The 22,073-nt window shown below is 51.2% G+C and carries 20 protein-coding genes; 4 read left to right on the forward strand and 16 right to left on the reverse strand.

The features are described 5' to 3' along the window. Positions 1 to 81: 81 nt before the first annotated feature. On the forward strand, positions 82 to 3,201 hold the full coding sequence (locus tag AC6B99_RS29120) for a transglycosylase domain-containing protein (RefSeq protein ID WP_496664853.1): 3,120 nt from the start codon (positions 82 to 84) through the stop codon (positions 3,199 to 3,201). Positions 3,202 to 3,296: 95 nt separating this feature from the next. Here AC6B99_RS29120 and acsA read toward each other — a convergent pair whose 3' ends face one another. Then, positions 3,297 to 5,021: an acetate--CoA ligase gene (acsA, locus tag AC6B99_RS29125; protein WP_494883560.1), complete on the reverse strand. Its 1,725-nt coding sequence runs from the start codon at positions 5,019 to 5,021 to the stop codon at positions 3,297 to 3,299. A gap of 178 nt (positions 5,022 to 5,199) precedes the next feature. On the opposite strand from acsA, the gene AC6B99_RS29130 reads away from it, so the two are divergent. Both AC6B99_RS29130 and AC6B99_RS29135 read left to right on the forward strand, forming a co-directional pair. Further along, a complete protein-coding gene (locus AC6B99_RS29130) occupies positions 5,200 to 5,835 on the forward strand; it encodes a GNAT family N-acetyltransferase (RefSeq protein ID WP_496664854.1) in 636 nt (211 codons plus the stop codon). Between the two features lie 43 nt (positions 5,836 to 5,878). Then, positions 5,879 to 7,096: an acetoin utilization protein AcuC gene (locus AC6B99_RS29135; protein WP_056038660.1), complete on the forward strand. Its 1,218-nt coding sequence runs from the start codon at positions 5,879 to 5,881 to the stop codon at positions 7,094 to 7,096. A gap of 153 nt (positions 7,097 to 7,249) precedes the next feature. On the opposite strand, the gene AC6B99_RS29140 is transcribed toward AC6B99_RS29135, so the two are convergent. From AC6B99_RS29140 to AC6B99_RS29210, 15 genes are all read right to left on the reverse strand, one after another. After that, on the reverse strand, positions 7,250 to 7,801 hold the full coding sequence (locus tag AC6B99_RS29140; RefSeq protein WP_494883564.1) for an NAD(P)H-dependent oxidoreductase: 552 nt from the start codon (positions 7,799 to 7,801) through the stop codon (positions 7,250 to 7,252). 48 nt (positions 7,802 to 7,849) lie between these two features. Further along, positions 7,850 to 9,085: an ATP-grasp domain-containing protein gene (locus tag AC6B99_RS29145; protein ID WP_496664855.1), complete on the reverse strand. Its 1,236-nt coding sequence runs from the start codon at positions 9,083 to 9,085 to the stop codon at positions 7,850 to 7,852. A 25-nt stretch (positions 9,086 to 9,110) separates the two neighbouring features. Further along, the gene (locus tag AC6B99_RS29150; protein WP_056038669.1) at positions 9,111 to 10,331 is read right to left on the reverse strand and encodes an MFS transporter; all 1,221 of its coding nucleotides are present in this window, start codon (positions 10,329 to 10,331) and stop codon (positions 9,111 to 9,113) included. Next, a complete protein-coding gene (locus tag AC6B99_RS29155) occupies positions 10,321 to 11,256 on the reverse strand; it encodes a transketolase family protein (protein WP_496664856.1) in 936 nt (311 codons plus the stop codon). Before AC6B99_RS29155 ends, AC6B99_RS29150 begins: the two co-directional genes overlap by 11 nt. Beyond that, positions 11,253 to 12,059 carry a thiamine pyrophosphate-binding protein gene (locus tag AC6B99_RS29160; protein WP_496664857.1) on the reverse strand — a complete coding sequence of 269 codons (807 nt, stop codon included), beginning with the start codon at positions 12,057 to 12,059 and terminating at the stop codon, positions 11,253 to 11,255. The genes AC6B99_RS29155 and AC6B99_RS29160 overlap by 4 nt, the downstream gene beginning before the upstream one ends. After that, positions 12,022 to 13,917 carry a M20/M25/M40 family metallo-hydrolase gene (locus tag AC6B99_RS29165; protein ID WP_496664858.1) on the reverse strand — a complete coding sequence of 632 codons (1,896 nt, stop codon included), beginning with the start codon at positions 13,915 to 13,917 and terminating at the stop codon, positions 12,022 to 12,024. The genes AC6B99_RS29160 and AC6B99_RS29165 overlap by 38 nt, the downstream gene beginning before the upstream one ends. Then, the gene (argC, locus tag AC6B99_RS29170; protein WP_494883572.1) at positions 13,917 to 14,978 is read right to left on the reverse strand and encodes an N-acetyl-gamma-glutamyl-phosphate reductase; all 1,062 of its coding nucleotides are present in this window, start codon (positions 14,976 to 14,978) and stop codon (positions 13,917 to 13,919) included. Before argC ends, AC6B99_RS29165 begins: the two co-directional genes overlap by 1 nt. Then, a complete protein-coding gene (locus AC6B99_RS29175; RefSeq protein ID WP_496664859.1) occupies positions 14,975 to 16,297 on the reverse strand; it encodes a DegT/DnrJ/EryC1/StrS aminotransferase family protein in 1,323 nt (440 codons plus the stop codon). Before AC6B99_RS29175 ends, argC begins: the two co-directional genes overlap by 4 nt. Further along, positions 16,287 to 16,970 (reverse strand): hypothetical protein, encoded by a 684-nt coding sequence (locus tag AC6B99_RS29180; protein ID WP_056038685.1) that lies wholly within the window; start codon positions 16,968 to 16,970, stop codon positions 16,287 to 16,289. The genes AC6B99_RS29175 and AC6B99_RS29180 overlap by 11 nt, the downstream gene beginning before the upstream one ends. A gap of 109 nt (positions 16,971 to 17,079) precedes the next feature. Further along, the gene (locus AC6B99_RS29185; protein WP_494883576.1) at positions 17,080 to 17,970 is read right to left on the reverse strand and encodes a RimK family alpha-L-glutamate ligase; all 891 of its coding nucleotides are present in this window, start codon (positions 17,968 to 17,970) and stop codon (positions 17,080 to 17,082) included. Positions 17,971 to 17,982: 12 nt separating this feature from the next. Next, on the reverse strand, positions 17,983 to 18,156 hold the full coding sequence (locus AC6B99_RS29190; RefSeq protein WP_046230559.1) for a lysine biosynthesis protein LysW: 174 nt from the start codon (positions 18,154 to 18,156) through the stop codon (positions 17,983 to 17,985). 311 nt (positions 18,157 to 18,467) lie between these two features. Further along, positions 18,468 to 19,166 carry a 5'-methylthioadenosine/adenosylhomocysteine nucleosidase gene (locus AC6B99_RS29195; protein WP_056038691.1) on the reverse strand — a complete coding sequence of 233 codons (699 nt, stop codon included), beginning with the start codon at positions 19,164 to 19,166 and terminating at the stop codon, positions 18,468 to 18,470. 5 nt (positions 19,167 to 19,171) lie between these two features. Beyond that, positions 19,172 to 20,176, reverse strand: coding sequence for a catabolite control protein A (gene ccpA, locus AC6B99_RS29200; protein WP_056038693.1), 1,005 nt, complete (start codon positions 20,174 to 20,176; stop codon positions 19,172 to 19,174). Between the two features lie 150 nt (positions 20,177 to 20,326). After that, the gene (locus tag AC6B99_RS29205; protein WP_494883578.1) at positions 20,327 to 20,782 is read right to left on the reverse strand and encodes a hypothetical protein; all 456 of its coding nucleotides are present in this window, start codon (positions 20,780 to 20,782) and stop codon (positions 20,327 to 20,329) included. Positions 20,783 to 20,978: 196 nt separating this feature from the next. Continuing rightward, positions 20,979 to 21,404 carry a VanZ family protein gene (locus AC6B99_RS29210; protein WP_056038697.1) on the reverse strand — a complete coding sequence of 142 codons (426 nt, stop codon included), beginning with the start codon at positions 21,402 to 21,404 and terminating at the stop codon, positions 20,979 to 20,981. 52 nt (positions 21,405 to 21,456) lie between these two features. On the opposite strand from AC6B99_RS29210, the gene AC6B99_RS29215 reads away from it, so the two are divergent. Continuing rightward, on the forward strand, positions 21,457 to 21,993 hold the full coding sequence (locus AC6B99_RS29215; RefSeq protein WP_056038700.1) for a type 1 glutamine amidotransferase domain-containing protein: 537 nt from the start codon (positions 21,457 to 21,459) through the stop codon (positions 21,991 to 21,993). Positions 21,994 to 22,073: the final 80 nt, after the last annotated feature.

Genomic DNA, 22,073 nt, shown 5'->3' on the forward strand with positions numbered 1-22,073 from the left:
TGAAGTCAATCATCTTCCCTCTTTTCGAAATGGTGTTTTATGCTATAATAGTTGGGTGTATTGGAGGAGGAGTTAATTCATATGCAGGAAGATCAACAACCATCATCATCCCGCAGAAGCGGCTGGCGCACATTTGGACTCGTTACATGGCTAACAGTAAAGTGGCTCTGTTACCTTGTCATATTCGTCGGTTTGCTAACGGGAGGAGCCGTAACGGGCTATGTGGCCTCTTTGGTTAAAGGAGAAGAAGTACGACCGCGAACCTTAATTGAAGAGAAAATAAACGAAAACTCAGTTACCGGCTTTGTCTTCTTTAATGATGATACCCTTATTGGACAGCTTCGTACGGAAGAAGATCGTATTCTAGTCGATTACGATGAGCTTCCCCCGCAAGTCATTAACGCCGTGCTTGCGATTGAAGACAATAATTTTGAAACCCATTATGGCGTTGATTTGAACGGTTTGGGACGGGCAGTCAAGCAAAAGCTGCTTAATGAAGATACGCAGACGGGCGGCAGTACGCTTACCCAGCAATTGGCACGACGCGTATTTTTAAGTCTGGACGTAACCGACAGCCGTAAAGTGAAGGAAATTTTTCTCGCTCTGCGGATGGAGCGCTACTTGACGAAGGAAGAAATTCTTGCAGCATATTTGAATAAAGTACCATTCGGAAATGGCTCAAGCGGCTACAATTTATATGGAATCAAGGCGGCCGCCAAAGGTGTTTTCGGCATTACCGATTTGAGCAAGCTGAACATTGCGCAATCGGCTTATTTGGCCGGACTGCCGCAGCGTCCTTCCGCTTATACCGCGTTTAACGGCAAAGGCCAGTTCAATGAAGGCGGCTTTGACCTCGCCATTGAGCGTCAGGCGACCGTGCTGATGCGGATGCTCCAAACCGGACGCATTACCCAGCAGGAATATGATGAGGCGAAAAAATTCGATATTCGCGGATCGCTCGCAAAGCCAGTAGCGAAAGCCTATACGACGTATCCTTATCTCATGCTGGAGGCAGAGCGCCAAGCGGCGGAAGTTATGCTCATGCAGCAGGACCCGACGCTAACCGTAGCCGATCTTCGCAAGAAGGAAAACGCCGATCTCATAGAAGAAGCGCGCGAGCATTTGCTCCGTGGCGGCTATCAGGTGCATACAACGATTGACAAAGACATTTATAAAATGATGCGTGATATCGGCAATGATCCGAGCAACTTCACTCCGGACAGCAAGGAGAAAGGCATTGAACAAATTGCTGCCGTTCTCGTCGATCACAAAACCGGAGCGATACTTAGCATGCTGGAGGGCCGTGATTTTTACGAGGAGCAAATGAACTTTGCCACTCAGATGACGCGGCAGCCGGGCTCAACGATGAAACCTATCGCCGCCTATTTGCCAGCCATTGATAAAGGGCTGATCCAACCAGCAAGCATTTTGGATGATGCACCGATTATTTTGAAAAACAGTGGTTCCAGCTATCATATTCCAAAAAATGCAAATAACCGTTACAGCGGCCTTGTTACCGCTCGCGAAGCGCTCAACCGCTCGCTTAACTTGCCAGCGCTGAAAATTTTCCTCGATGAGGTTACGATTAAGGAAGCCTGGAAGTTTACTAGAAAGCTCGGCATTACAACGCTGCAGCCAGAAGATGATGCCGCACAGACCGGCGTTCTTGGCGGACTCAGCATCGGGGTGTCTGTTGAAGAATTGACCAGCGCCTATGGCTCGATTCCGAATCAAGGTCTGTACAATGATTCTTACATGATCGCCAAAATTACGGATGCTAATGGAAAAATCGTCTATGAGCATCAGCACGAGCCAACTCGCGTCTTTTCCGAGCAGACCGCTTTCCTGATGACGGATATGCTTCGCACCGTTATTTCCAGCCCAAGCGGCACAGCGAATTCCTTGACTTCGCGGCTTAAAAATTACGGTAAAATTCCGTACGCGGGCAAAACGGGCTCCACGCAAAACTACGGCGACGTCTGGTTTATGGGCTTCACCCCAGATGTCACGCTTGGCGTATGGGCCGGCTATGAGAAGCCGATCTACACGCTCGAAGGCGACAGCCGCAAGCGCGCCCGCGAAATTTGGGCGAAGATGATGAATCAGCTGGCCGATCAGAAGCCGGAGATGTTTGCAACCAAAGCGTTCAATCAGCCGGATGGCGTTGTTAAAGCAACTGTATCCAGTGCCAGCGGCAAGCTGCCGACTTCATTAACTAGATCAGCAGGCATGCTGGTAACCGACTGGTTCAACAAAAAATATATTCCTAAGCAAGCGGATGATGCCCTTGTGAATATGTCATTCATACGCTATAACGGCGTCAATTATGTCGCTCAAGATGCAACACCATCTGATTTCATTTCGCAGCAGACGGTTATTAAGCGCAAGAAGCCGCTTGATGAGCTTATGGATGAAATCAGCAAAGTGCTTTCCCGCGTTCCGGCAAGCAGCCGCAGAGCGCTCAGCTATTACTTGCCTACGGATGCAGGCAAAAACGCGCCTTCCAAGGTCGATCCACGCAAGGATGACGGAAGTGCGCCAAGTGCACCGGGAAATGTGTCACTCACATCGATTGGCCAGGGCGTAGTCAGCCTTTCCTTCTCCGCTCCGGGCCAGAATGATGTCGTTGGCTTCCGGTTATATCAGGCTGTTAACGAAGGCTCCTTTAACAAAGTAGGAAATTCCATCCTGCTGGGAGATACTTACAGCGCGAGCTTTACCGTCAGTGCCAGCAATGGCTACAGCTTCTATGTAACAGCCGTGGATGTTGCCGGCAAGGAATCGGCACCAAGCCAAATTGTCCGCTTCGGCAAAGCGCCTGTCGCACCTGTTATCCCTGATCCGCTTAATCCGGGACAGCCTCCTGAGGAAAGCGGCGATCCAGGACAAGGTCAAGGACCTGATGTTCGGCCAACGCCGGAAATCGGCTTGGCTGCTCCAGCAGCTCCTGCTGGCCTTTCCGCGCAGGGCAATGAAACAGGGATTACCTTGTCTTGGCAGGCAAGCGCAGCTGGCGAGCAGGTCACGGTGTATCATGTGTATTTCGCCGCAGGCAACGATGGCAAATATGTGGAAGTAGGCTCTACCGCAGAGACGAGCTTCGTCTACGCCTCGCCGCTTTCGTCAGGAACGTTCTACGTGACAGCGGAGAACGCGGTCGGGCAGTCGGCTCCTTCCTCGAAAGCAAGCATTGGCGGTTAAACGTTATTTTTCACAGATAAATCGTTCTAAAGCAAAAGCTCCGGTTCCGCAACTAACGTTGCAGGAACCGGAGCTTTTTTAACTTAACACACAGCCTAATCCTCAATCGTAGATAAATCGCCTGTTGGCAAATTCAGCTCCCATGCCTTCAGCACACGACGCATAATTTTGCCGCTGCGCGTCTTCGGCAGCTTATCCTTGAATTCAATTTCCCGGGGAGCCGCATGTGCAGACAGGCCCACTTTCACAAACTGGGAAATTTCCGCCTTCAGCTCATCGGATGCTGTGTAGCCTTCACGCAGGGCGATAAAAGCTTTAATGATCTCGCCGCGCATCGGATCAGGCTTGCCAATGACGCCTGCTTCGGCAACCGCTGGATGCTCAACAAGCTTGCTCTCCACCTCAAACGGCCCTACTCGCTCGCCCGCTGTATTAATTACATCATCAATGCGGCCCTGGAACCAGAAGTAGCCATCCTCATCGATATAGGCGGAGTCGCCCGATACATACCAGCCCTCCAGATGAAAATATTCTGCGTATTTGGCTGGGTTATTATAAATTTTGCGCATCATCGAAGGCCATGGCGTGCGAATCGCCAAATTGCCCATTCGGAATGGCGGCAGCACATTGCCTTGATTATCAATAATCGCCGCTTCCACCCCCGGCAGCGGCTTGCCCATTGAGCCTGGCTTAATCGTCATCGACGGGTAATTGCAGATCAGCTGTCCACCCGTTTCCGTCATCCACCACGTATCGTGAATGCGCTGCTGATAAACCTTCATCCCCCAGCGAACGACTTCTGGATTGAGTGGTTCGCCCACGCTGAGCACATGACGCAAGCTCGACAAATCGTAGTTCAATACGACGTCATCGCCTGCTCCCATCAGCATGCGGAACGCTGTTGGCGCACTGTACCAGACGGTGACGCCGTATTTTTGAATGGTGCCATACCAATCCGCCGGGCTGAACCTGCCTCCTCTTACAACAATCGTAGCCGCATTCAGCCATGGGGCAAAAATGCCATAGGACGTTCCCGTTACCCAGCCCGGGTCGGCGGTGCACCAGTAAATATCATCCTCTTTCAGATCGAGGACAATCTGGCCTGTATATTTATGCTGAATCATTGCATTTTGTACATGATAGACGCCCTTAGGCTTGCCGGTCGAACCGGACGTATAATGCAAAATAAGGCCATCCTCGCGTCCGAGCCATTCGATCTCGCTATCGGTCGATGCCTGCTGCATCTCGGCGGCATAATCGACGATTACGTCATCCGTCTGCACCTCATCGCCGTAAACGATAATATGCCGCAGCGATGGAATTTCATCGCGCTTAATCCGGCTGAGCAGCGCTGGCGTTGTGATAATCGCAGACGCTTCACTGTCTTGCAGGCGGTCCTTGACTGCTGTTTCCATGAACGCTTCAAATAACGGGCCGATGACGGCGCCGAGCTTGAGCGCTCCGAGCACGCTGATATACAGCTCAGGCGTTCGCGGCATAAACACGAATACACGCTCGCCCTTCGTTATGCCGAGCCCCCGCAGCACATTCGCAAATTGATTCGATTGCGCTTGCAGCTGTCCAAACGTATAAGCCTCGTCGCGCGAGCTGTCGCTGTAATACAGCGCAACCTTATCTCCTTTGCCAACAGATACATGGCGATCTATCGCTTCATAAGCCATATTCACCTTTCCGGTCTGGTGCCAGCTGAACTGCTGCTCGATCGTTTCCCATCGGAAGGTTTTTACAGCTTCATCATAATCAACCAGGTTAGAATTATTGGCTATTGCTGAAATTCGCTCTTGATGTAGATCAGACATTCTATCACTCTCCCATCAAATCTATTACACCTTTACCGAGTGGAATACGCTTACATGGACGATTATAACATATCTGCTTTATTTTCGACCATGCTTTTCATTTGGCTGAATGTTTGCTATAACCATTAGTAGAACAAGCTTTACCATTTAGGCAGCACCACAGAGAGGGGAGTATGCCTTGCAGCATCGCAAACATTATCAGCAAGACAAAATCATACTCGCAGACGGCCGGGAGCTTGTGCTGGAAGGGCCTGTTCCCGCTGAGCAGCTATCTCAGCTTACTATGCATCCAGACCTTGATGCGTTTCGCAGGCCTGCCGAGCAGCATGAGGCGCTTGTGGAAATCGCCGCCTTGGAAGAAGGCCGCATTATTTTGGCACGGGAAGCTGATTGCATCGTCGGTTATGTCACCTTCCATTACCCCGATGAGCTGGAGCGGTGGTCCGAAGGAAATATGATCGATTTGGTCGAGCTTGGCGCTGTCGAAGTAGCCAATGACTACCGCTCCTATGGGCTCGGCAAAAAAATGATCCAGCTCGCCTTCGCGGAGCAGCAGATGGAAAACCTGATTGTTTTCACAACGGAATATTATTGGCACTGGGATTTGAAAAGCACGGGATTAAGCGTCTGGGACTATCGCACGATGATGGAAAAGCTCATGAAGTCTGTCGATATGATTTGGTACGCAACGGATGATCCGGAAATATGCTCTCATCCCGCCAACTGCCTGATGGTGCGGATCGGCAGCGAGGTGCCGCTGGCATCGATCGAACAGTTTGACCGCGTTCGGTTTCGGCAGCGGTTTATGTATTAAGGATAGATCGGCGTTATAGGCCGGAGGAGGACGTGATTCGTTTATGCCGTCAAATGCTATTTTTGTGCATCAGCCAGGCTGCTCGCTTTATAAATTTGGCGAGGAGCATCCTTTTAATCCGATCAGGCTGACGCTTACGGTTGACCTGCTTCAAGCACTGGGTGCGCTCCCCCAGAAGCATTGGCATGAGACGGACCGCCAAGCAAGCAGCCAAATGCTTGCGCTGGCGCATCGCCAGGACTACATAGAAGCGGTTAAACAGCTCAGTACGCAGACGCCAGCAGCGGAAGAACAAGACAGCTCCGGGCAATTTGGGCTTAATACGGAGGATACGCCTTTTTTCCCGGGCATGCATGACGCAGCGGCGGCTATCGTCGCTGGTTCCGTAGAAGCGGCGGAGCAGGTGATGAGCGGCAAGACGCTGCATGCTTATCATATGGCAGGCGGGCTGCATCACGCTTTTCCAGAGCGCGGTTCCGGCTTCTGCGTCTACAATGACGCGGCCGTAGCGATTAAGCATTTGCGGGAAACGTATAATGCGAGGGTGCTTTATATCGATACCGATGTCCATCATGGCGACGGGGTGCAGTGGATTTTTTACAATGATCCCGATGTGTGCACCTACTCTATCCATGAGACGGGCAAGTTTCTTTTTCCCGGTACCGGCTATGTGTATGAAAAAGGAACCGATGCGGGCATTGGCACGTGCTTTAATCTGCCAATGGAGCCTTATACGGAGGACGATTCGTGGCTGGAATGCTTCCGCTCCTCCATTACGAAGGTCGCGGCCGCTTTTAAGCCCGACATTATTATTAGCCAGCATGGCTGCGATGCCCACGCCTATGATCCGCTGTCGCATATTCATTGCAGCATGCGCATTTATAGCGAAATGCCTGCCATTATCCATGAGCTGGCCCATACGTTTGCGGGAGGCAAATGGGTCGCGCTAGGCGGTGGCGGCTATGACCTGTGGCGCGTCGTTCCGCGTGCTTGGGCACTCGTATGGCTGACGATGACCGATCACCCAATCGCCTTGGCGCTTGCCGGCAAAACGGGTGCGGGGCTCAAGGAAGCCGGGTTCACCCCTGAGAGCAATCTGCGACTGCCGCAGCAGTGGCTCGATAAATGGCAAGAAAGCAGCCCTAGCGGGCTGCCCGAATGGTGGCTGGATGATTTGGCACAGATTCCGCCTATTCCCCGCCGTAGTGAAATTGAAGCCAAAAATCGTGCTATTTGTGAAATCGCAATACAGGATTTATAAGCTGGCGTAGCCGAACAGAGCGGGCTATCTATGAAAAACTGCGGGGTGAGAAGCTTTGAGGGAAAACTTAAGGGAAGCTTTCCGAGAAACGTTTAAGAGGCTTTCAAGGAAGCCTTCAAAAAAAACCTCCAAGCTTCCCCCGCTCGCTCTGCCTCAAAGCTCGAATGTCTTTTTCAAATGAGCCTCAAGCTTCGCTAAGCCATCATCCACATCAGGCTCGCGCATCGAAGAATAAAGCGAGAATGTAGGCAGCGGCTTCAGCCCGCAATACTCTTGGGTTTTATGTACGCTGAACAGCACCTCGTCCTCGCTTTTTCCTTCCAGGAAGCCCGCTGGATCGGAGAAAGCGGCAGCGGACGATCCCCAGGTGAGCGACAGCATATATTTTTTATCGGTGAGCAGCCCGCCCCGGCCAAACTTCGTCGCTTTGCCGAAAAAGATATTCGGCAGATAAATGTCGTCGATATATTTTTTAAGCAGGCCCGTAATGCTGAACCAATAAATAGGCGTCTGAAAAATAATGACGTCGGCCCATTGGAATTTTTGAATCTCCTGCTCCACCTCATAGCCCTCTGCAACCGTCGTTGTCTGAATGTCATGCTGCTCCGAGAGCTGTGAGACCGCCGCTGATACAAGCGTCTGGGTCAGCTTCCCTTGCGCTCTGTCATAATAATCATGTCCGTTAACAATCAGAATGTTCGTCATCTGCTTGTAGTCCCCCTGTTTCTGTTTAAAATGGCAAGCCTGCTTAGGCTACTGATAGACCAGCTCCACCTTGCTTATCAACGCAAGCGCGGCCTGCTTCGCCTCCTGCGGTGTATCGGCGACGGTAATGACATAGCCGAGCCTGTCATCCGAGCTTTTGGCTACGGAAATCTGGTCCCCTTGCTGCACCGAAATATGCGAACGAACGATAGCGTCTCCCGGCTGCAAATGCTCAAGCCCTTCTACGGAGGCAACGGTGCCATCCTTCTCAGCCAGCAAATAAGCGATCGCCGCTGCCCGGCTGCGGCTGGCATGAACATTTACAGGTTCTGCTAAATAATAATGAACGGTTGCTTCAAAAAAATCAACGCCGAGCGCTTGAACGAGCAAATCCGAGGAAATATTGTCGCCTCCCGGCCTGCCGTTCACTTCGATGATTCGCGGACCTTGCTCCGAAAGCTTCACCTCGACATGGCTAGGGCCATCCGTAATGCCAATGGCCCGCAGCGCACTTACCGCCGTTTCAATAATTTCCGCTTGCTTATCCGTATGCACGGAGGTCGGCAGTGTATGCGCCACTTCAACGAAATAAGGCAGCGGCGACGTTATTTTTTCAGTAACGACTGCAAATGCAGGCTCGCTATTTTCAAGGAAAATTTCCACGCTGAACTCCTGGCCATCCAAATATTCTTCAACCAAATATTCCTCTCTCACTTTGAAATCCATATACGTTACTTTAAAATCCGAGATGATCGCCATCGCGTCCTTCAGCTCATCCTGTCCGGAAATAAAATAAACGTTTTGGCTGCTTGCACAATTGGTCGGCTTAAGTACAATAGGATAGCCAATTTCACGAGCCGCAGCCTCCGCTTCCTCATAAGTTCTCACCTTCCTGTATTTTGCGCTGGGCACACCAAACGCCTCATAGGCTTCACGGGCCAAATCTTTATTTCTTGATTTTAACGCCGCTTCATACGGCACGCTTCTAAGCCCCAGCCGCTCTGCCACCTTTGCCGTCAAATGCGAGGCATAGTCGGTCGCCGGAATTAAAGCATCCAGCTTGCCGAAATACGCTGAGCTGCGAATCGCCTCGTAAACGGACTCCTCATCTCTTATATCCGCAACAATTAAATCATGGTAAATACCCTCATAGCCATACGTGCGCGGGTTATCCACAGAGGATACAATCGAAATTACGGTGCAGCCCTGCTGAAAGGCCGCTCTTGCAAAGCTCACCCCATAGAAGCTCGGCTCAACAAAAGCGACGATTTTGGGTTTGGTCATAGCGATTCTCCTTTAGTTAATGAATTTATACTTCCAGCGTTTTTTTCGCCTTCACGCCGCTGCTTGCTACTAGCATCCGGTGCAAAATCAGCCCGACGAGCATCAGCCCGCCCATGCAGAGAAAGCCGACAGCTGCGGAATAACGGTCGATGAGCAAGCCCAGCGCCGAAGCGGATACCGTCTGCAGCAGCAGCGAAATGGCCATCCACACCGACATCGCCCGGCCCATGTACGACTTCGACACACTCTCCATCAGCGTCGTCGTCATGACGATTCGCAGCGAGGAATTGCTGAGGCCGATGAGCACACTGCCCAAGTAAAGGATAAACGCAAATGTGTTGAATGCGACAGCGACTAATACACCGAAGGCTACGGCGAAAAATAAAGCAATCGTCGTATTTTTCGATAATTTCGCGGCCAGCGGAGCGGCAATGAAGCCCGATAGCAGCCCGCCAATGCCATAAAACATATCCGACAGGCCAAACACGACCGAGTCGCCCTTTACGGCATCGCTCACATAACCCGGCAGCACGACATTATAAATCATCGTGGATACTAACGGAATAATAGCGATGACGCCGAGGAAAAAAATAAACGGGCGCTCAGCCAAATAGCTGAGTCCATTTTTAAAGCTGGAAACAAACGATTCTTCTTTATTTTCAACCGCAATCGCTTCATAGCTGACCCGGAACAGCAGCAGGCTGCTGACGATAAACACAAGGGCATTAATAAGCAGAATCACTTCGAAGCCCGAATATTTATACAGCACGCCCGATGCTGCGCCAGCCATAAACATGCCGACCTGCAGGCTGATTTCGATTAAGGAATTGCCCTTAATCAAGTCCTTCTCAGGCAGCAGCTCCTGCACCAGGCTGCGGGAAGCCGACATATAGATGGTCCAGCCCATCCCATTTACGATCGTAAATAAATACAAATATTCAATGCGAAATCCAGTCCATAAAAACAAGCCCATAATAGCCAGCACAGCTGCCGCCCGGATAAAATACGTCCACTGAATAATCGCTTTGCGATTAAACTTGTCAGTCAAGCTGCCCACAAAAGGCGAAATCAGAAAGCCGGCGATCACATTCAGAGACAGCATAAACCCGATTGCGCTGATGGAGCCCGTCTCGTCCATTAGAAACCAGTTGGCGCCAATGGTGCTCATTCCTACTCCAAAGCCGGATATAATGTCCGAGAGAAAAAAATAACGGAATTTCGCTGGCCGCAGCACACTAAAAATCATCGGCATCTCCTCCGAGCTCTGCGATCTGCCTTGTCAGCGCTTCATAGCCAAAGCCTAAATAATGCAGCACATCAGCATGGCTGCCGCCATACATCGGCCATTCCTCGCCGCAATCATGCGAGTAGACCTGGCTCTCCGGCAGCAGCAGGGCGAGACTTGACGCTGTACCGCCAGCAGCCCGGTGCTCCTCTACAACGAGGAACGTTCCCGCTGCCGCTTGCAGCTCCGCTTTGTAGCGCTTCAAGCTGTCGCGGTCGACATAGCAAAGATGCGCATGATTGACCCGCTCATTTTCCTGATAAATCCGGCTGCATATTTCAGTAGCCTGCTCGCCAATCGACACCAGGCACAGCGGCGCATCGCTGCGGACAGCGCCTTCGAACAACAGCTCGCGGCAGCTGCTTGACTCATCACGGGCGAGGCTGTCGAACTTGTCATTGCGCGACAGGCGGATGTAATAGGGCTCCTTCGACGCTGCGGCCTCCTGTACGACCCTACGCGTCTCCGCTTCCCCATGAGGACAGGCGATACGGATGTTCTGGAACGTCTGGATAACCGCAATGTCCTCCAGACAATGATGCGTTGTCCCGAACCAGCCACCCGATACACCGCCGTAAGCGGCGACGATTTTAATATTTTCACCCATATACCCTAGCGCCAGCTTCACGCCCTCTGCTGCCCGCAGAGCAGCAAATGACGCAAAGGTCGAGAAAAACGGCACGAAGCCTGCCTTCGACAGCCCCGCAGCAATATCTACGCTGGCGAGCTCTGCTATGCCTAGATTGAAGAAACGATCCGGATAGCTTTGCTGAAAAGGATGCTCCTTCCCTCCCAAGTCCGCCTCCAAGCAAATAATGTTCCCATTATCCGCTGCCAGCTTCGTTAATTCATCTTTGTAGGCCTCTCTTGCTGCCAAGCTGCTCATTGCAAGCCCCTCTTCCATTTCAGCGCTATTTTCTCGGAAATTTTGGCATAATGGGCATGCGGATTGCCTTCAATGGCAGCTACGCCCTTGCCCTTCACCGTGTGGGCCAAAATCGCCAGCGGCTTCTCCCCGTCCGGCTCCAGCGCTGCAATAATTTGCCCCAGATCATGGCCGTCGATCTCCTTCACCTGAAAGCCAAACGCTTCAAAGCGCTCCCGCAAATTCGGCAGCGGCGATATGTCGGCTAGCAAGCCGTCGTTCTGACCTCCGTTGCAATCGACGACATAAATAAAATTCGTAATGCCCTTCGCCTGCACGAGCTGTGCCGTTTCCCAGCACAGCCCTTCCTGAAGCTCGCCATCGCCGCCAATGGCAATGCCGAGCCCACTCGTACGCCGCAGATTTTGTCCGAGCGCCCAGCCAGCTGCATAGGCTACCCCGTGACCGAGACTGCCCGTCGCAAATGGGATGCCAGGCAGCTTCGGGTTGGGATGCCCGGTGAATAGCGAATCTGCCCCGCCGTAGGAGGCCGCTGGATCATCCGATAAAATTCCGTACTGGTACAGCGCTGCATATAATGCCGCTGCGGAATGACCTTTGCTCAGCACGATGGCCGTATTCTCGTCCTGATGATATTTTGCATAGGCGCCTATGAGCAAATCGATGACCGACAAGCTGCCGCCGATATGGCAGCCTGTCTCACGAGCCGCCATATCGATAATAGAGCTGCGCGCAGCCTGCGCCTTTGCTAGCAATTGTTCAAACTCAGCTGAATGACTTGCCGACTGTACCAACGTACCCATAGGAACCCTCCTCCGATCGCAGGCGATACCATTCCTCAATTGCTCCCCGCAAAATCGCTCGCGCGCCATGCACCTCGCTGAGCTGCAAATACTCCTCATTTGTATGGTCGAGGCTCGCATCACCTGGGCCGTAAGCGACCATTGGTACGCCCTCCCAAGTCGTAGCCAGCGTATTCATATCGCTTGTTCCACGCTTTTTAATATAATGAATCGCTTTCCCCTTACTCGCAAAGCTGCGTACAAAGGCTTTCACTAATGGGTTGTTTCGCGGATTTGCGAAGCCCGGCGTAGCCCGCAGCACCGTTACAGAAACCCCATCGCCATAATCAAGCTGGATCTGCTTCGCATACTCCTTGCCCGCATCAGGGGAAATCCGAAAATTTAAAATGCCCACAGTACTAAGTATTCCATTATGATTACTATGTTTTATATCAATAAGAGATGACAGATGGTTCGGGTCAACGCCCCCTACCTGCTGCCGGATATCCGCCACAATCGTATAAAGCTGATCCAGCACGCTAATGCTGTCCTTGCCGGCGGAATGCTCCTGCGGCTTGCTTATGGCGATACTCAGCTTATATAGTCCGTAGTAGCCTAAGGTCAAGCTGTCCTCCCCGCTCGGCTCGCCGATAATGACCGCATCCGCCCGGTAATGATCCCTGACATAGAAGGCCCCCTTGGACGAAGATACTTCCTCCTCCACCGCTCCAATGACGAGCAGCGAGCCATCCTCTGGCACCTTGGCCTCATAAAGCATTTGAATGAAGCTGAGCAGGCTGCCCTTGGCATCGACCGTTCCCCGGCCAGAAATTCGCTCCTCATCGCATGCAACAGGCCAATTATAGGGCACGGTATCCAGATGGCCGAGCAGCAGCAGCTGATTAGGCCCGTTGCCTTTGCGGAACACCACATTGCCCGCCTCATCGACAAAGCCGTTTACCTCTGGCAGTTGAACCGCATTCAGCAAATAGTCGGCAAGCTCGGACTCGTCGCCGGACACTGATGGAATTCGAATTGCTTTTCTAAGCAAATCCGTTCCGTTTGCATCCCGCTGCATATTCCAAAACCATGTTTTTCCTGTGCCCGGCCGATTCAGCGAATGGGGGCCCGTTATGCTTACGTCGCAAATGCCTTTGCTGATGGCATGATTCGCCGCCCGTACCTTTTGCTTCATCCGTCCTTTGATGGAATGAATGTCATCGCCCAAGTAGACGTCGGATATCGTAGAAGCTGGTTCATCCACATTTTCCAAAAGCCCTGCCGTGCCTGTCACAAATCGCAAATGCTCGGCTGCAAGCTCGGTTGCAAGATGAGCGGCCAGCATGTCCGCATCGATGTTAATATATTCGCTTAGCTCACGGTCATAAATAGGCGGTGTCAAGCATACGACATCAAATACCTGCAGGGCGCCCTGTAGAAAATCGACGTTGCAGCCTGTAAAAGAGCCGAACAGGGAATCGCGAACGATAACCGTTTTGCCATCCTTGACGGCTTTAACCGGCTTCGATTTTTGTCCAAATACAACCTCGTTGTCACCGCCAATTTGGGCGAATACTTTGAGCTCGTAGCTTTTTAATTGCTCATGGATCTTCGCTAAAATAAACTCCTGATACGCCTCCCGAATGAGCGGCATCTCTGATGGAGAGCAGTACCGCGCCTCGTCTCCATTCGCTAAAGCGAGAACCGGAATGCTCCGGTTCAGCTGCTCGTATTTTTGCCGGATGCCTTCTGCACCACCGGCAACGAGCAGCACCTTTTTCCCTTTTTGCACCAGATCATTGAGCTCGGCAAACACTTCGGGATGGTGCATAATGGTGCTGCTCCCGAGCTTAATGACGTACAAGCTCTGGCTTGACATTAAGGCCACGCCCCCTCTAGCTCAAATTGTAAGCCTGCCTCCTCCGCAATGCCGCTGTACAGGTTCGCCGCCTGAATCGCCTGTCCCGCCGCTCCTTTAATCAAGTTGTCGATCGAGGCAATCGAGACGCAATTGCGCCCCTCTACATAAGCGCCGACTTCAGCGTAATTCGTCCCGGCTGTCGTTTTGATCATCGGATACGAATAGGAGCCGTTTTTGGAATTGAAATAATGGACAAACGGCTTTGCCGCATAAGCGCCATAAAATGCTTTTTTCACATCGATTTCGCTCGCATGCTCTTTCAGCAAGGAATAGGAGGTAACGAGAATGCCTCGCGGCAAATCCAGGCTGTGTACGGAAAATTGCAGCTCCACGGAACGTTCCAGATGCTCCTCCAGCGCAAATTCGATTTCCGGCCTGTGGCGATGCCCATGCACTTTATAAGGACGGAAGTTATGGGCGCGCTCCGCGTGATGCTCCGTACTCGCCTTGCCGCCGCCGCTGGAGCCCGTCTTGGCGTCCGAGATGACGCGCGGCTCAATCAGATTAGCTGCCAGCAGCGGAAACAGCGTATAAATCGTTGCGACCGCCATGCAGCCAGGCAAATTGACGACCTTCGCCTCCAAATTAATATCGCTGAACTCTGGAATAAAATAATGGCTGCCCCCTTGCGCCGGATGGCTGAGGCTCTCTGGATAATACTGCCGCAGCAGCTCCTGATCGTTCAGGCGATAATCGCCGCTGACATTAATCACATATTCGGCATGCTCGGCAATATGGTCGATATGTCGGGGCAATACCCCGGTCGGCAGACAGGAAAAGATGAAATCATAATGTCCAGAAAGCGAAGCCAGCTTTTGAAACTTTCCGCCATCCGCCCGTTTCTGGCGCGCCGACGAAACAAAAAATTTATCCAGCGGCAGCCCCGCCTTCGATTCCGAAGATACAAAATCAACTTTGAAATAAGGATGGCGTTTCAACAGGCGATAAAGCTCCCCGCCTGTAAAGCCATTGCCGCCCAAAATGGCGACGCGCTTCACGCTGCTCTCAATTACACTCATCCGAGCCTCGCATCCCTCTCATATGATTTTTTGGCCGCCGTGTTCTGAAGCACGAGTTCACGAATAATCGCCGGGTTCGCATCAATTTTCTGAAACGCCAGCGCATAGGCGGCTATGCGCTCATATTCAATGGGTGAGCGAAGCTCTCGGCAAATAGTCAGCGTTGAGCGCAGCATGCCCAGCGTCTCGGGGAAGCGGTCGATATGATAACCAAAGTCTTTGCGCTCGGACAGCGTAAAGGGATACCCTCTGCCGAACCCTTTGCGATTTTGAAACGGCAGATGGCCCGGTATCGGCACGTTTTGCCATTCCCGTGCAAAGACGCCTTCGCTCGATGCCAGCTCTTGAATGGCCTCTTTCACCTGATAATCCGGCAAATCTCCCAGTCCCGCCGCTTCCGGGTCCAGCTTTATTCGGTACATATTGTAGCTATGCTTATGTCCCTCAGGCACATGCGGACCTTTAAACAGCTTCGTTTGCGTTAAAATATTCGTTAAATAGCTCGCATTTCTCGCCCGGATCGCATCGTAATACGGCAAACGTTCCAGCTGGCTAATGCCAAACGCTGCAGCGATCCAAGACATGCGGTAATCAATGCCCGTCTCCTGCAAAAAACTCAAAGCTCGCTCATAATCCTCCCGCTCCTTGAAGAAGGCGATGCCCCCCTCTCCGCCTACAGGAAAGTTTTTGTCCGCCATTAGACTCTGCCCCGCTCCATCGCCGATAGATCCGCACAGCTGGCCGCCAATGGAGGCCGAATGCGCATGGGAGGCATCCTCCACCAGCCGCAGCTCATGCTTGTCAGCGAGTGCCCTGAGCTGCGCCAAATCAGCTGGCAATCCATGGACATGGACAGGCATAATAACCTTCGTCCTCGCCGTGATCGCCTGTTCCACCAGCGCAGGATTCAAGTTATAGGTCAGTGGATCAATATCCACAAATACAGGGATCGCTTTTGCCGCCACAACGGCCTGTGCGGTCGCAATAAACGTAAACGCCGGAACGATGACCTCATCCCCGGGCTGTACGCCAACACCAACGAGCGCCAGATGCAGGCTTGACGTCCCGCTTGCCGTAGCGATCGCATAATTCGCCCCAACGTAGCTGCGGTATTTTTCCGTAAACTCATGAATCACTTCTTCCGGGCTTTGCTGAATGGACACTAGCATTTGAACGATATCTTCTTTCGTAATGGAAGGAAAGGTCGTCTTCCGGCTATCCTCGGGAATGACGGCTGGGCCTCCATAATAAGCAAGCTGCTCGTTAATCCAGGCTTCCGATGGCAAGCTCAGCGGCTTGCGGATAAAATCAGTTTTCATAGCCGCTATTCCTCCTTAGAAGCGATAATTTGACGCATGCCGCCACAAGCGGGCTGAGCCTGTAGTTAAACTGTGCGCCTGGCTGAATGTCCGGCTCCGCCTCCTCCTGCGTCCACATCGTCTTCAAATCGAAGGCGCCGAATATTTTTAGACGCTCCGCCTTGGTCCATACGCTCTCGTCATTTACCGAGATTGAGGCGCAGGGGCCGAAGCCAAGCTCCGTGAAATCCAGCACCAGCACGGGTGCTTTGTGCAGCTTAGGCTGTAGCTCTTGCTCAATGCGGGGCAAGTTATCCCACGTCACCGTTACCTTCTCGAAGCCTTGCTGCACATCAGAGTCCGTGACCAGCCCTACTCCGAGCCAGCTTGCAAAACGCTGATCCTGCTCGCTTGCTTCCTCCAGGCGCGTCAGCGAGCCATGGACGATATCCTGTCCCCAAAGCGCGGCATGCACCGCGCCCGTATAGCTGTTGAACAAGGAAACATATTTGCTTTGTGTCAGCTTGCCGATGCTTTTTTCTAGCCCCTTGAGCTCACTCTCATTTTTTTCAATACTCATGATGACGCCCGAATTCAGCACACGGGATAAAACAAAGGAAAGAGAAAAATATTGCTCCTTTTTGATTACTGGTGTCACCTTCTCTGGAGCTGTAATAATTGTCGTATGGGCCATCGCCGATTCTCCTTTATCCGTAGCTTGCTTTCGTGGTTCATGGTTCATGGTTCATGGTTACTGTTTAATGATTCGTCGTTTAAACTGGAGCTCGATCATCTAAATTGCGTTAGGCGTTAACCTCCTGCCTCGTTCTGGAGGCCAATTTCCCCTGCAAATAAAGCGCGATATGAGCGGCTACATCGACGCCATGAATTTTCCAGGACTTCGAAAACTCCGGGTTTTGATTAACCTCGCATACGAGATATCGTTTATTTTGATAGTCATAAAATAAATCCAGACCGTAGATGCCTTCACCGAGCACCTCGGTCAGCTTGCTGCAAATCGATTCTATTTCCTTATTGACAGCAATAGGTTCAACCTCAGCCCCCAAATGCGTATTCGTCTTCCAGTTGTCGACCGACACCCGGCGAAACGCTACGATTGGCTTGCGGCCGACAATGACAACGCGAATATCATAATCCCCCTTATCCACGTATTCCTGTACGAGTACTGGAAAGGACTGCTGGGTCGGATCAAGCGATTCCCGTGCTGCAATCCAGCCATCTAGGCATTCCTTGCCGACAATGCGGGCAATGCCCCTTCCCCAGGAGGAGCTGGGTGGCTTGATTACAAATATGTTGCCAAAATCCTCGAACGATTCGAGGATTTTGTCTGCTGTAAAAGCGACCTTGAAGCGGGGCTGTGGAATGTTATGCTTTTGGAACACGATTGCTTGATGAATTTTATTTGTGCAAATGTTAATCGCTTTAACGGAATTAATCGTTTCAATGCCGGATAACTCCAGCATCGTTGAGCGGCTTAACGCTTTTTTCTGGGAGAGGCAGCGAATGAGTGCGATGCCATACTGATCCGCCCAGCCCTGCTCAAGCGGCAGCTCCATCGAATCCAGATTTACTTGGACGTGATGTCCAGCCTGCTGGAGCAGCTCATAGATTCGCTTCTCTTCCTCACGCAGCTTCGTCACACATAGCAAAATATCCGTGTTTGTCTGCTTCATCCCCTGGCTCCTTTACTCGCCCCAAGTTTCTTCAATCTCGGGAGCTAATGCAACTGAAATGCTATTATTTACGGCATGCACCTCATGCTCTTGTCCGCATGACGAGCACTCTACGATTTCTCCGCTTATTGCATCAGACTCAACACTAATTTCCGATTTGCATACGACACAGCTAACGTCTGCCATTACCTATCTCCACCTATCCTAAAGTTTAATTTGCGCCAACAGCCTTATTTTCAGAATATTCGGTCTTTTAAATCGTTTCCGCGCTGCTCTACGCTCTCTTTTTTCTTCTCTCCTCCTCATTTAACCAAAAATAGTAAAATGCTGGTGGCAAGATGAATCGTACAATGGTTTTCCTATCGCTGTCAATTAAAATAGATAATTCCTATCGGAATATAATTATTTCTATCTATTTCCTATTTTGAATACTGATTTCCAACGACAAAAACCGCCATCCCGTGTGCCCGGATGGCGGTTTGATACCTTCTTATGAACTAAATATGTCGAAGCATGTCGTCAATAATGGCGTAGGAATTGTTAGCTGCTTTCACCGTGAACTCTGGGAAATTGACATGCGCAGATCCGTCAGCCTTGTCCGACATGGAGCGGATGACCACGAATGGCACCTCATTCATGTCGCATACATGGGCTACTGAAGCGCCTTCCATTTCGGCGCAAGCGCCATTCATCGTCTCACGCAACAGCCCAACCGTCTCGCGGCTCGCAATAAATTGGTCACCGGATAACACGATGCCTTTCAAGCTGCGCCCTTCGAACAAGCGATTGCTAGAATCAACGGCCAGTTGGACTAGCCGCTCATCCGCCACAAACTCCGAACGCGCATGGAATGGAATTTCACCGCGGGCGAAGCCTAGCGGCGTGCAATCCATATCATGCTGAACACAGCTCGTAGATACGACAATATCACCAATATTCAGGCTTGGATCAACGGCTCCGGCTACGCCAGTAAACAGCACGCAGTCCGCACCCAAATCGATTAAAATTTGCGTACATACAGCAGCGTTCACTTTGCCAACACCGGATTTGCAATAAATAACGGTCTTGCCATGAAACTGGCCTTCGTAATAAGTGATGCCAGCCTTAACGGTTTCTTTCGTTACTTGGACGTGCTGGCCGAGAAGTTCTATCTCTTCCACCATCGCCCCAATGATGCCGATTTTGTTAAAAGTCATGCTTCCTATACCCCTCCAACAGACTGGCGCACAATCATCTCATGCGGCAAAATGACTTTGGAGTGATCCACATTTTCTTTATTCATCAGCTTTGTGAGCAGACGCATCGATACAGCTCCGATATCATACATAGGCTGGGCAACGGCTGTCAATTGCGGACGAACCATCGAAGCCATGCGGCTGTTATCTACGCTAATAACTGAAATATCGCCTGGCACGCTCAGACCAGAGTCTTGAATCATATGAATGGCACCAATCGCCATCTCATCTGTCGCTGAGAATACCGCAGTTGGACGCTCGTCCAGCTCAATAAAATATTTCATGGCATCGATACCAGATTCATAACGGTAGTTGCCGATACGGACAAGCGTGTCATCATAAGCAATGCCAGCTGTCTCCAGCGCGCGCTTATACCCTTGGAAACGGGCATAGCCATTCGCAGGGTCCTGCAACGTGCCACTGATCATCGCAATGCGGCGGTGGCCCTGCTCCAGCAATTTGTTGACCGCATCAAAAGCCGCTTCCTCATGATTAATATCAACGGAAGGAATTTCGCCGTTCTCATCAGTCGTTGCGCATAATACGATCGGGACATTCGTTGTTTTGAACGCCTGCATATGCTCTTCCGTTACTGCTCCGCCCATAAAGAGCAATCCGTCAACCTGCTTCTCCAGCAGCGTGTTAATAACGCGAATTTCCTTATCCTTCTTCTTATCCGCATTACACAAAATAATATTATAGTGGTACATATTCGCAATGTCTTCAATGCCCCGTGCCACTTCCGCAAAAATAGCGTTGGAAATATCGGGAATTACGACACCAACAGTCGTTGTTTTCTTGCTGGCAAGGCCCCTAGCTACCGCATTAGGACGGTATCCCAGACGCTCAATGGCCTCGTAAACCTTCTTGCGGGTTGCGGGTTTCACATTCGGATTGTTATTGACAACCCGGGAAACCGTAGCCATAGATACTCCTGCTTCTCTTGCTACATCATAAATGGTTACCGTCAAGGTCCTTCTCTCCATTATCTCAGATTTTTTACTTTCGCCCACTGCACAATAGAATAATCATACGACAAAATATTACTTTTCGCAATGTCAGCGCCGGGGCGCTTTCATTTCCGCACAAGCAACTGCTCGCATTCTCATCGTTTTATTGCGTTATGTATGCCTTGTCGGCCGGCTGATTTGGCCCAGCCGCTTCGTAATATCCGCTATCCATACTTGGTCCTCAAGCGCTTGAGCAAGCAGCAGCAGGTCCAGCAGCGCATCGATGCGCTCCTGAATAAGCCGTTCCACCGCAGCAGGATCGGATTGCTTCTTCGTGTTTCTAGCAATGACGAGCAGGCTCGCCCATTCATTGCACTCATCGAAAAAAAAGGTCTGCTTCGATGGCTCTGCACCAAGCTGAGCAATCAGACCAGTCAAATCGGGCTTCACTTCCGGAAACACTTCGCTTCGACTGCAGGCCACGCAGGAATAAATAGGCACATTGTCTATTTCCACTTTCCCAGAATAAATGACGGTACGCAGCTTCATCTTCATGATGTCACCACAATGACACCGCTTTTCCAAGTTGGTCCACTCCTTCACGCGGACGGCTGTACCGCCCTTCATCTCCGTTTATGCTCATAATTTGAGATGCGTAAAATATTCGACCTTTTTCGCAAAAACTCCTGCTTGCAGACTTATGTAATTTTTACTATTAAAAATGAACGATAAATGCAGGCTCCAAGCGTTGGCCGCCATGGGGTGAAAGCCTGGAATACTGACAGCCGCTGTATTCTGATTGATGTCCTTTGAATAAACTGGACTACCGGGCGATACGCCGCCATAATCGGCGTACTGGCGGCAGCGCCACCAGAACAGCCCACACTGCAGCCCCAATCATGTCATTGCGGACATCGGCCGCATCCGGCATTCTGCCCCCTACGAAGGACTGATGAAATTCATCAGTGATGCCATACAGGCCGCACAGCAGCACAATCAACACTTTGATTACGATACGGTCGGCTCTCGCACCGATAGCGAAATCGATGGTGGCGGCGAGCATAAAATAAGCGACAAAATGTCCCCAATCAAAGCTCGCCATTTGCGGGAACAGCTTTTGAAAAAACGGCAGCAGCGTATTCATCTCTTCGCCCGTCGTCGCTGATGCAGCAAAAATCGCTGTCATGACTAGCACGGCTGGAATACAGCGAAGCACCCGCACCGAACGCTTTGCTATTGTTTGCTTCATAAGTTCTCCTTCGATACAATAGGTAAGACAATATGAATTGGAGGGGAAATCCTTGTCATTACACAATAAAACCGTTATTTGCTTACTTGATGATGAATTCGAAGATTTGGAGCTGTGGTATCCGGTATATCGCGCCCGCGAAGCGGGAGCTACCGTACTATATGCAGGTCCTGAGAAGGGCAAGAAGCATATTGGAAAATATGGCGTGCCCGCCGTTGCCGACCTCAGCTTTGATGAAGTGAACAGCAGCGACATTATTGGCCTGCTCGTTCCCGGAGGCTGGGCGCCGGACAAGCTCCGCCGCTACCCTAAAGTGCTTGAGCTTGTGCAGGAGCTTGATGCAGCTGGCAAGCCGATTGGCCAAATTTGCCACGCTGGCTGGGTGCTCATTTCTGCAAAAATATTGCAAGGACGGAAAGTCACTTCTACGCCAGGCATTCGCGACGATATGGAAAACGCTGGTGCCGAATGGTTTGACGAGGCGGTTGTCGTAGACGGAAACCTCATCTCTGCGAGACGTCCGCCCGATCTTCCGCCATACGCCAAAGCTTTCGTTGACGCTTTAGAGCAATACAAAGGCCAAGCGTAAACGGCTGAAGCCGTCCTTTGGCGGCAAAACAACCGTTTCGCGATGAAATATAAGTCTATTTATAAATGTAATACTTATAA

The organism is Paenibacillus liaoningensis, assembly GCF_059609455.1.

Excerpts from the sequence above, each read along its gene's own strand:
- AC6B99_RS29185 (WP_494883576.1), bottom strand. The coding sequence starts at position 17,970 with ATGAAGCAGACAAACACGGATATTTTGCTATGTGTGACGAAGCTGCGT.
- AC6B99_RS29140 (WP_494883564.1), bottom strand. The coding sequence starts at position 7,801 with ATGACGAACATTCTGATTGTTAACGGACATGATTATTATGACAGAGCG.
- AC6B99_RS29160 (WP_496664857.1), bottom strand. The coding sequence starts at position 12,059 with ATGGGTACGTTGGTACAGTCGGCAAGTCATTCAGCTGAGTTTGAACAA.
- AC6B99_RS29145 (WP_496664855.1), bottom strand. The coding sequence starts at position 9,085 with ATGACCAAACCCAAAATCGTCGCTTTTGTTGAGCCGAGCTTCTATGGG.
- AC6B99_RS29180 (WP_056038685.1), bottom strand. The coding sequence starts at position 16,970 with ATGGCCCATACGACAATTATTACAGCTCCAGAGAAGGTGACACCAGTA.
- AC6B99_RS29165 (WP_496664858.1), bottom strand. The coding sequence starts at position 13,917 with ATGTCAAGCCAGAGCTTGTACGTCATTAAGCTCGGGAGCAGCACCATT.
- AC6B99_RS29205 (WP_494883578.1), bottom strand. The coding sequence starts at position 20,782 with ATGAAGGGCGGTACAGCCGTCCGCGTGAAGGAGTGGACCAACTTGGAA.
- AC6B99_RS29155 (WP_496664856.1), bottom strand. The coding sequence starts at position 11,256 with ATGAGCAGCTTGGCAGCAAGAGAGGCCTACAAAGATGAATTAACGAAG.
- AC6B99_RS29150 (WP_056038669.1), bottom strand. The coding sequence starts at position 10,331 with ATGATTTTTAGTGTGCTGCGGCCAGCGAAATTCCGTTATTTTTTTCTC.
- AC6B99_RS29120 (WP_496664853.1), top strand. The coding sequence starts at position 82 with ATGCAGGAAGATCAACAACCATCATCATCCCGCAGAAGCGGCTGGCGC.
- AC6B99_RS29210 (WP_056038697.1), bottom strand. The coding sequence starts at position 21,404 with ATGAAGCAAACAATAGCAAAGCGTTCGGTGCGGGTGCTTCGCTGTATT.
- AC6B99_RS29190 (WP_046230559.1), bottom strand. The coding sequence starts at position 18,156 with ATGGCAGACGTTAGCTGTGTCGTATGCAAATCGGAAATTAGTGTTGAG.
- AC6B99_RS29195 (WP_056038691.1), bottom strand. The coding sequence starts at position 19,166 with ATGACTTTTAACAAAATCGGCATCATTGGGGCGATGGTGGAAGAGATA.
- argC (WP_494883572.1), bottom strand. The coding sequence starts at position 14,978 with ATGAGTGTAATTGAGAGCAGCGTGAAGCGCGTCGCCATTTTGGGCGGC.
- AC6B99_RS29175 (WP_496664859.1), bottom strand. The coding sequence starts at position 16,297 with ATGAAAACTGATTTTATCCGCAAGCCGCTGAGCTTGCCATCGGAAGCC.
- AC6B99_RS29135 (WP_056038660.1), top strand. The coding sequence starts at position 5,879 with ATGCCGTCAAATGCTATTTTTGTGCATCAGCCAGGCTGCTCGCTTTAT.
- acsA (WP_494883560.1), bottom strand. The coding sequence starts at position 5,021 with ATGTCTGATCTACATCAAGAGCGAATTTCAGCAATAGCCAATAATTCT.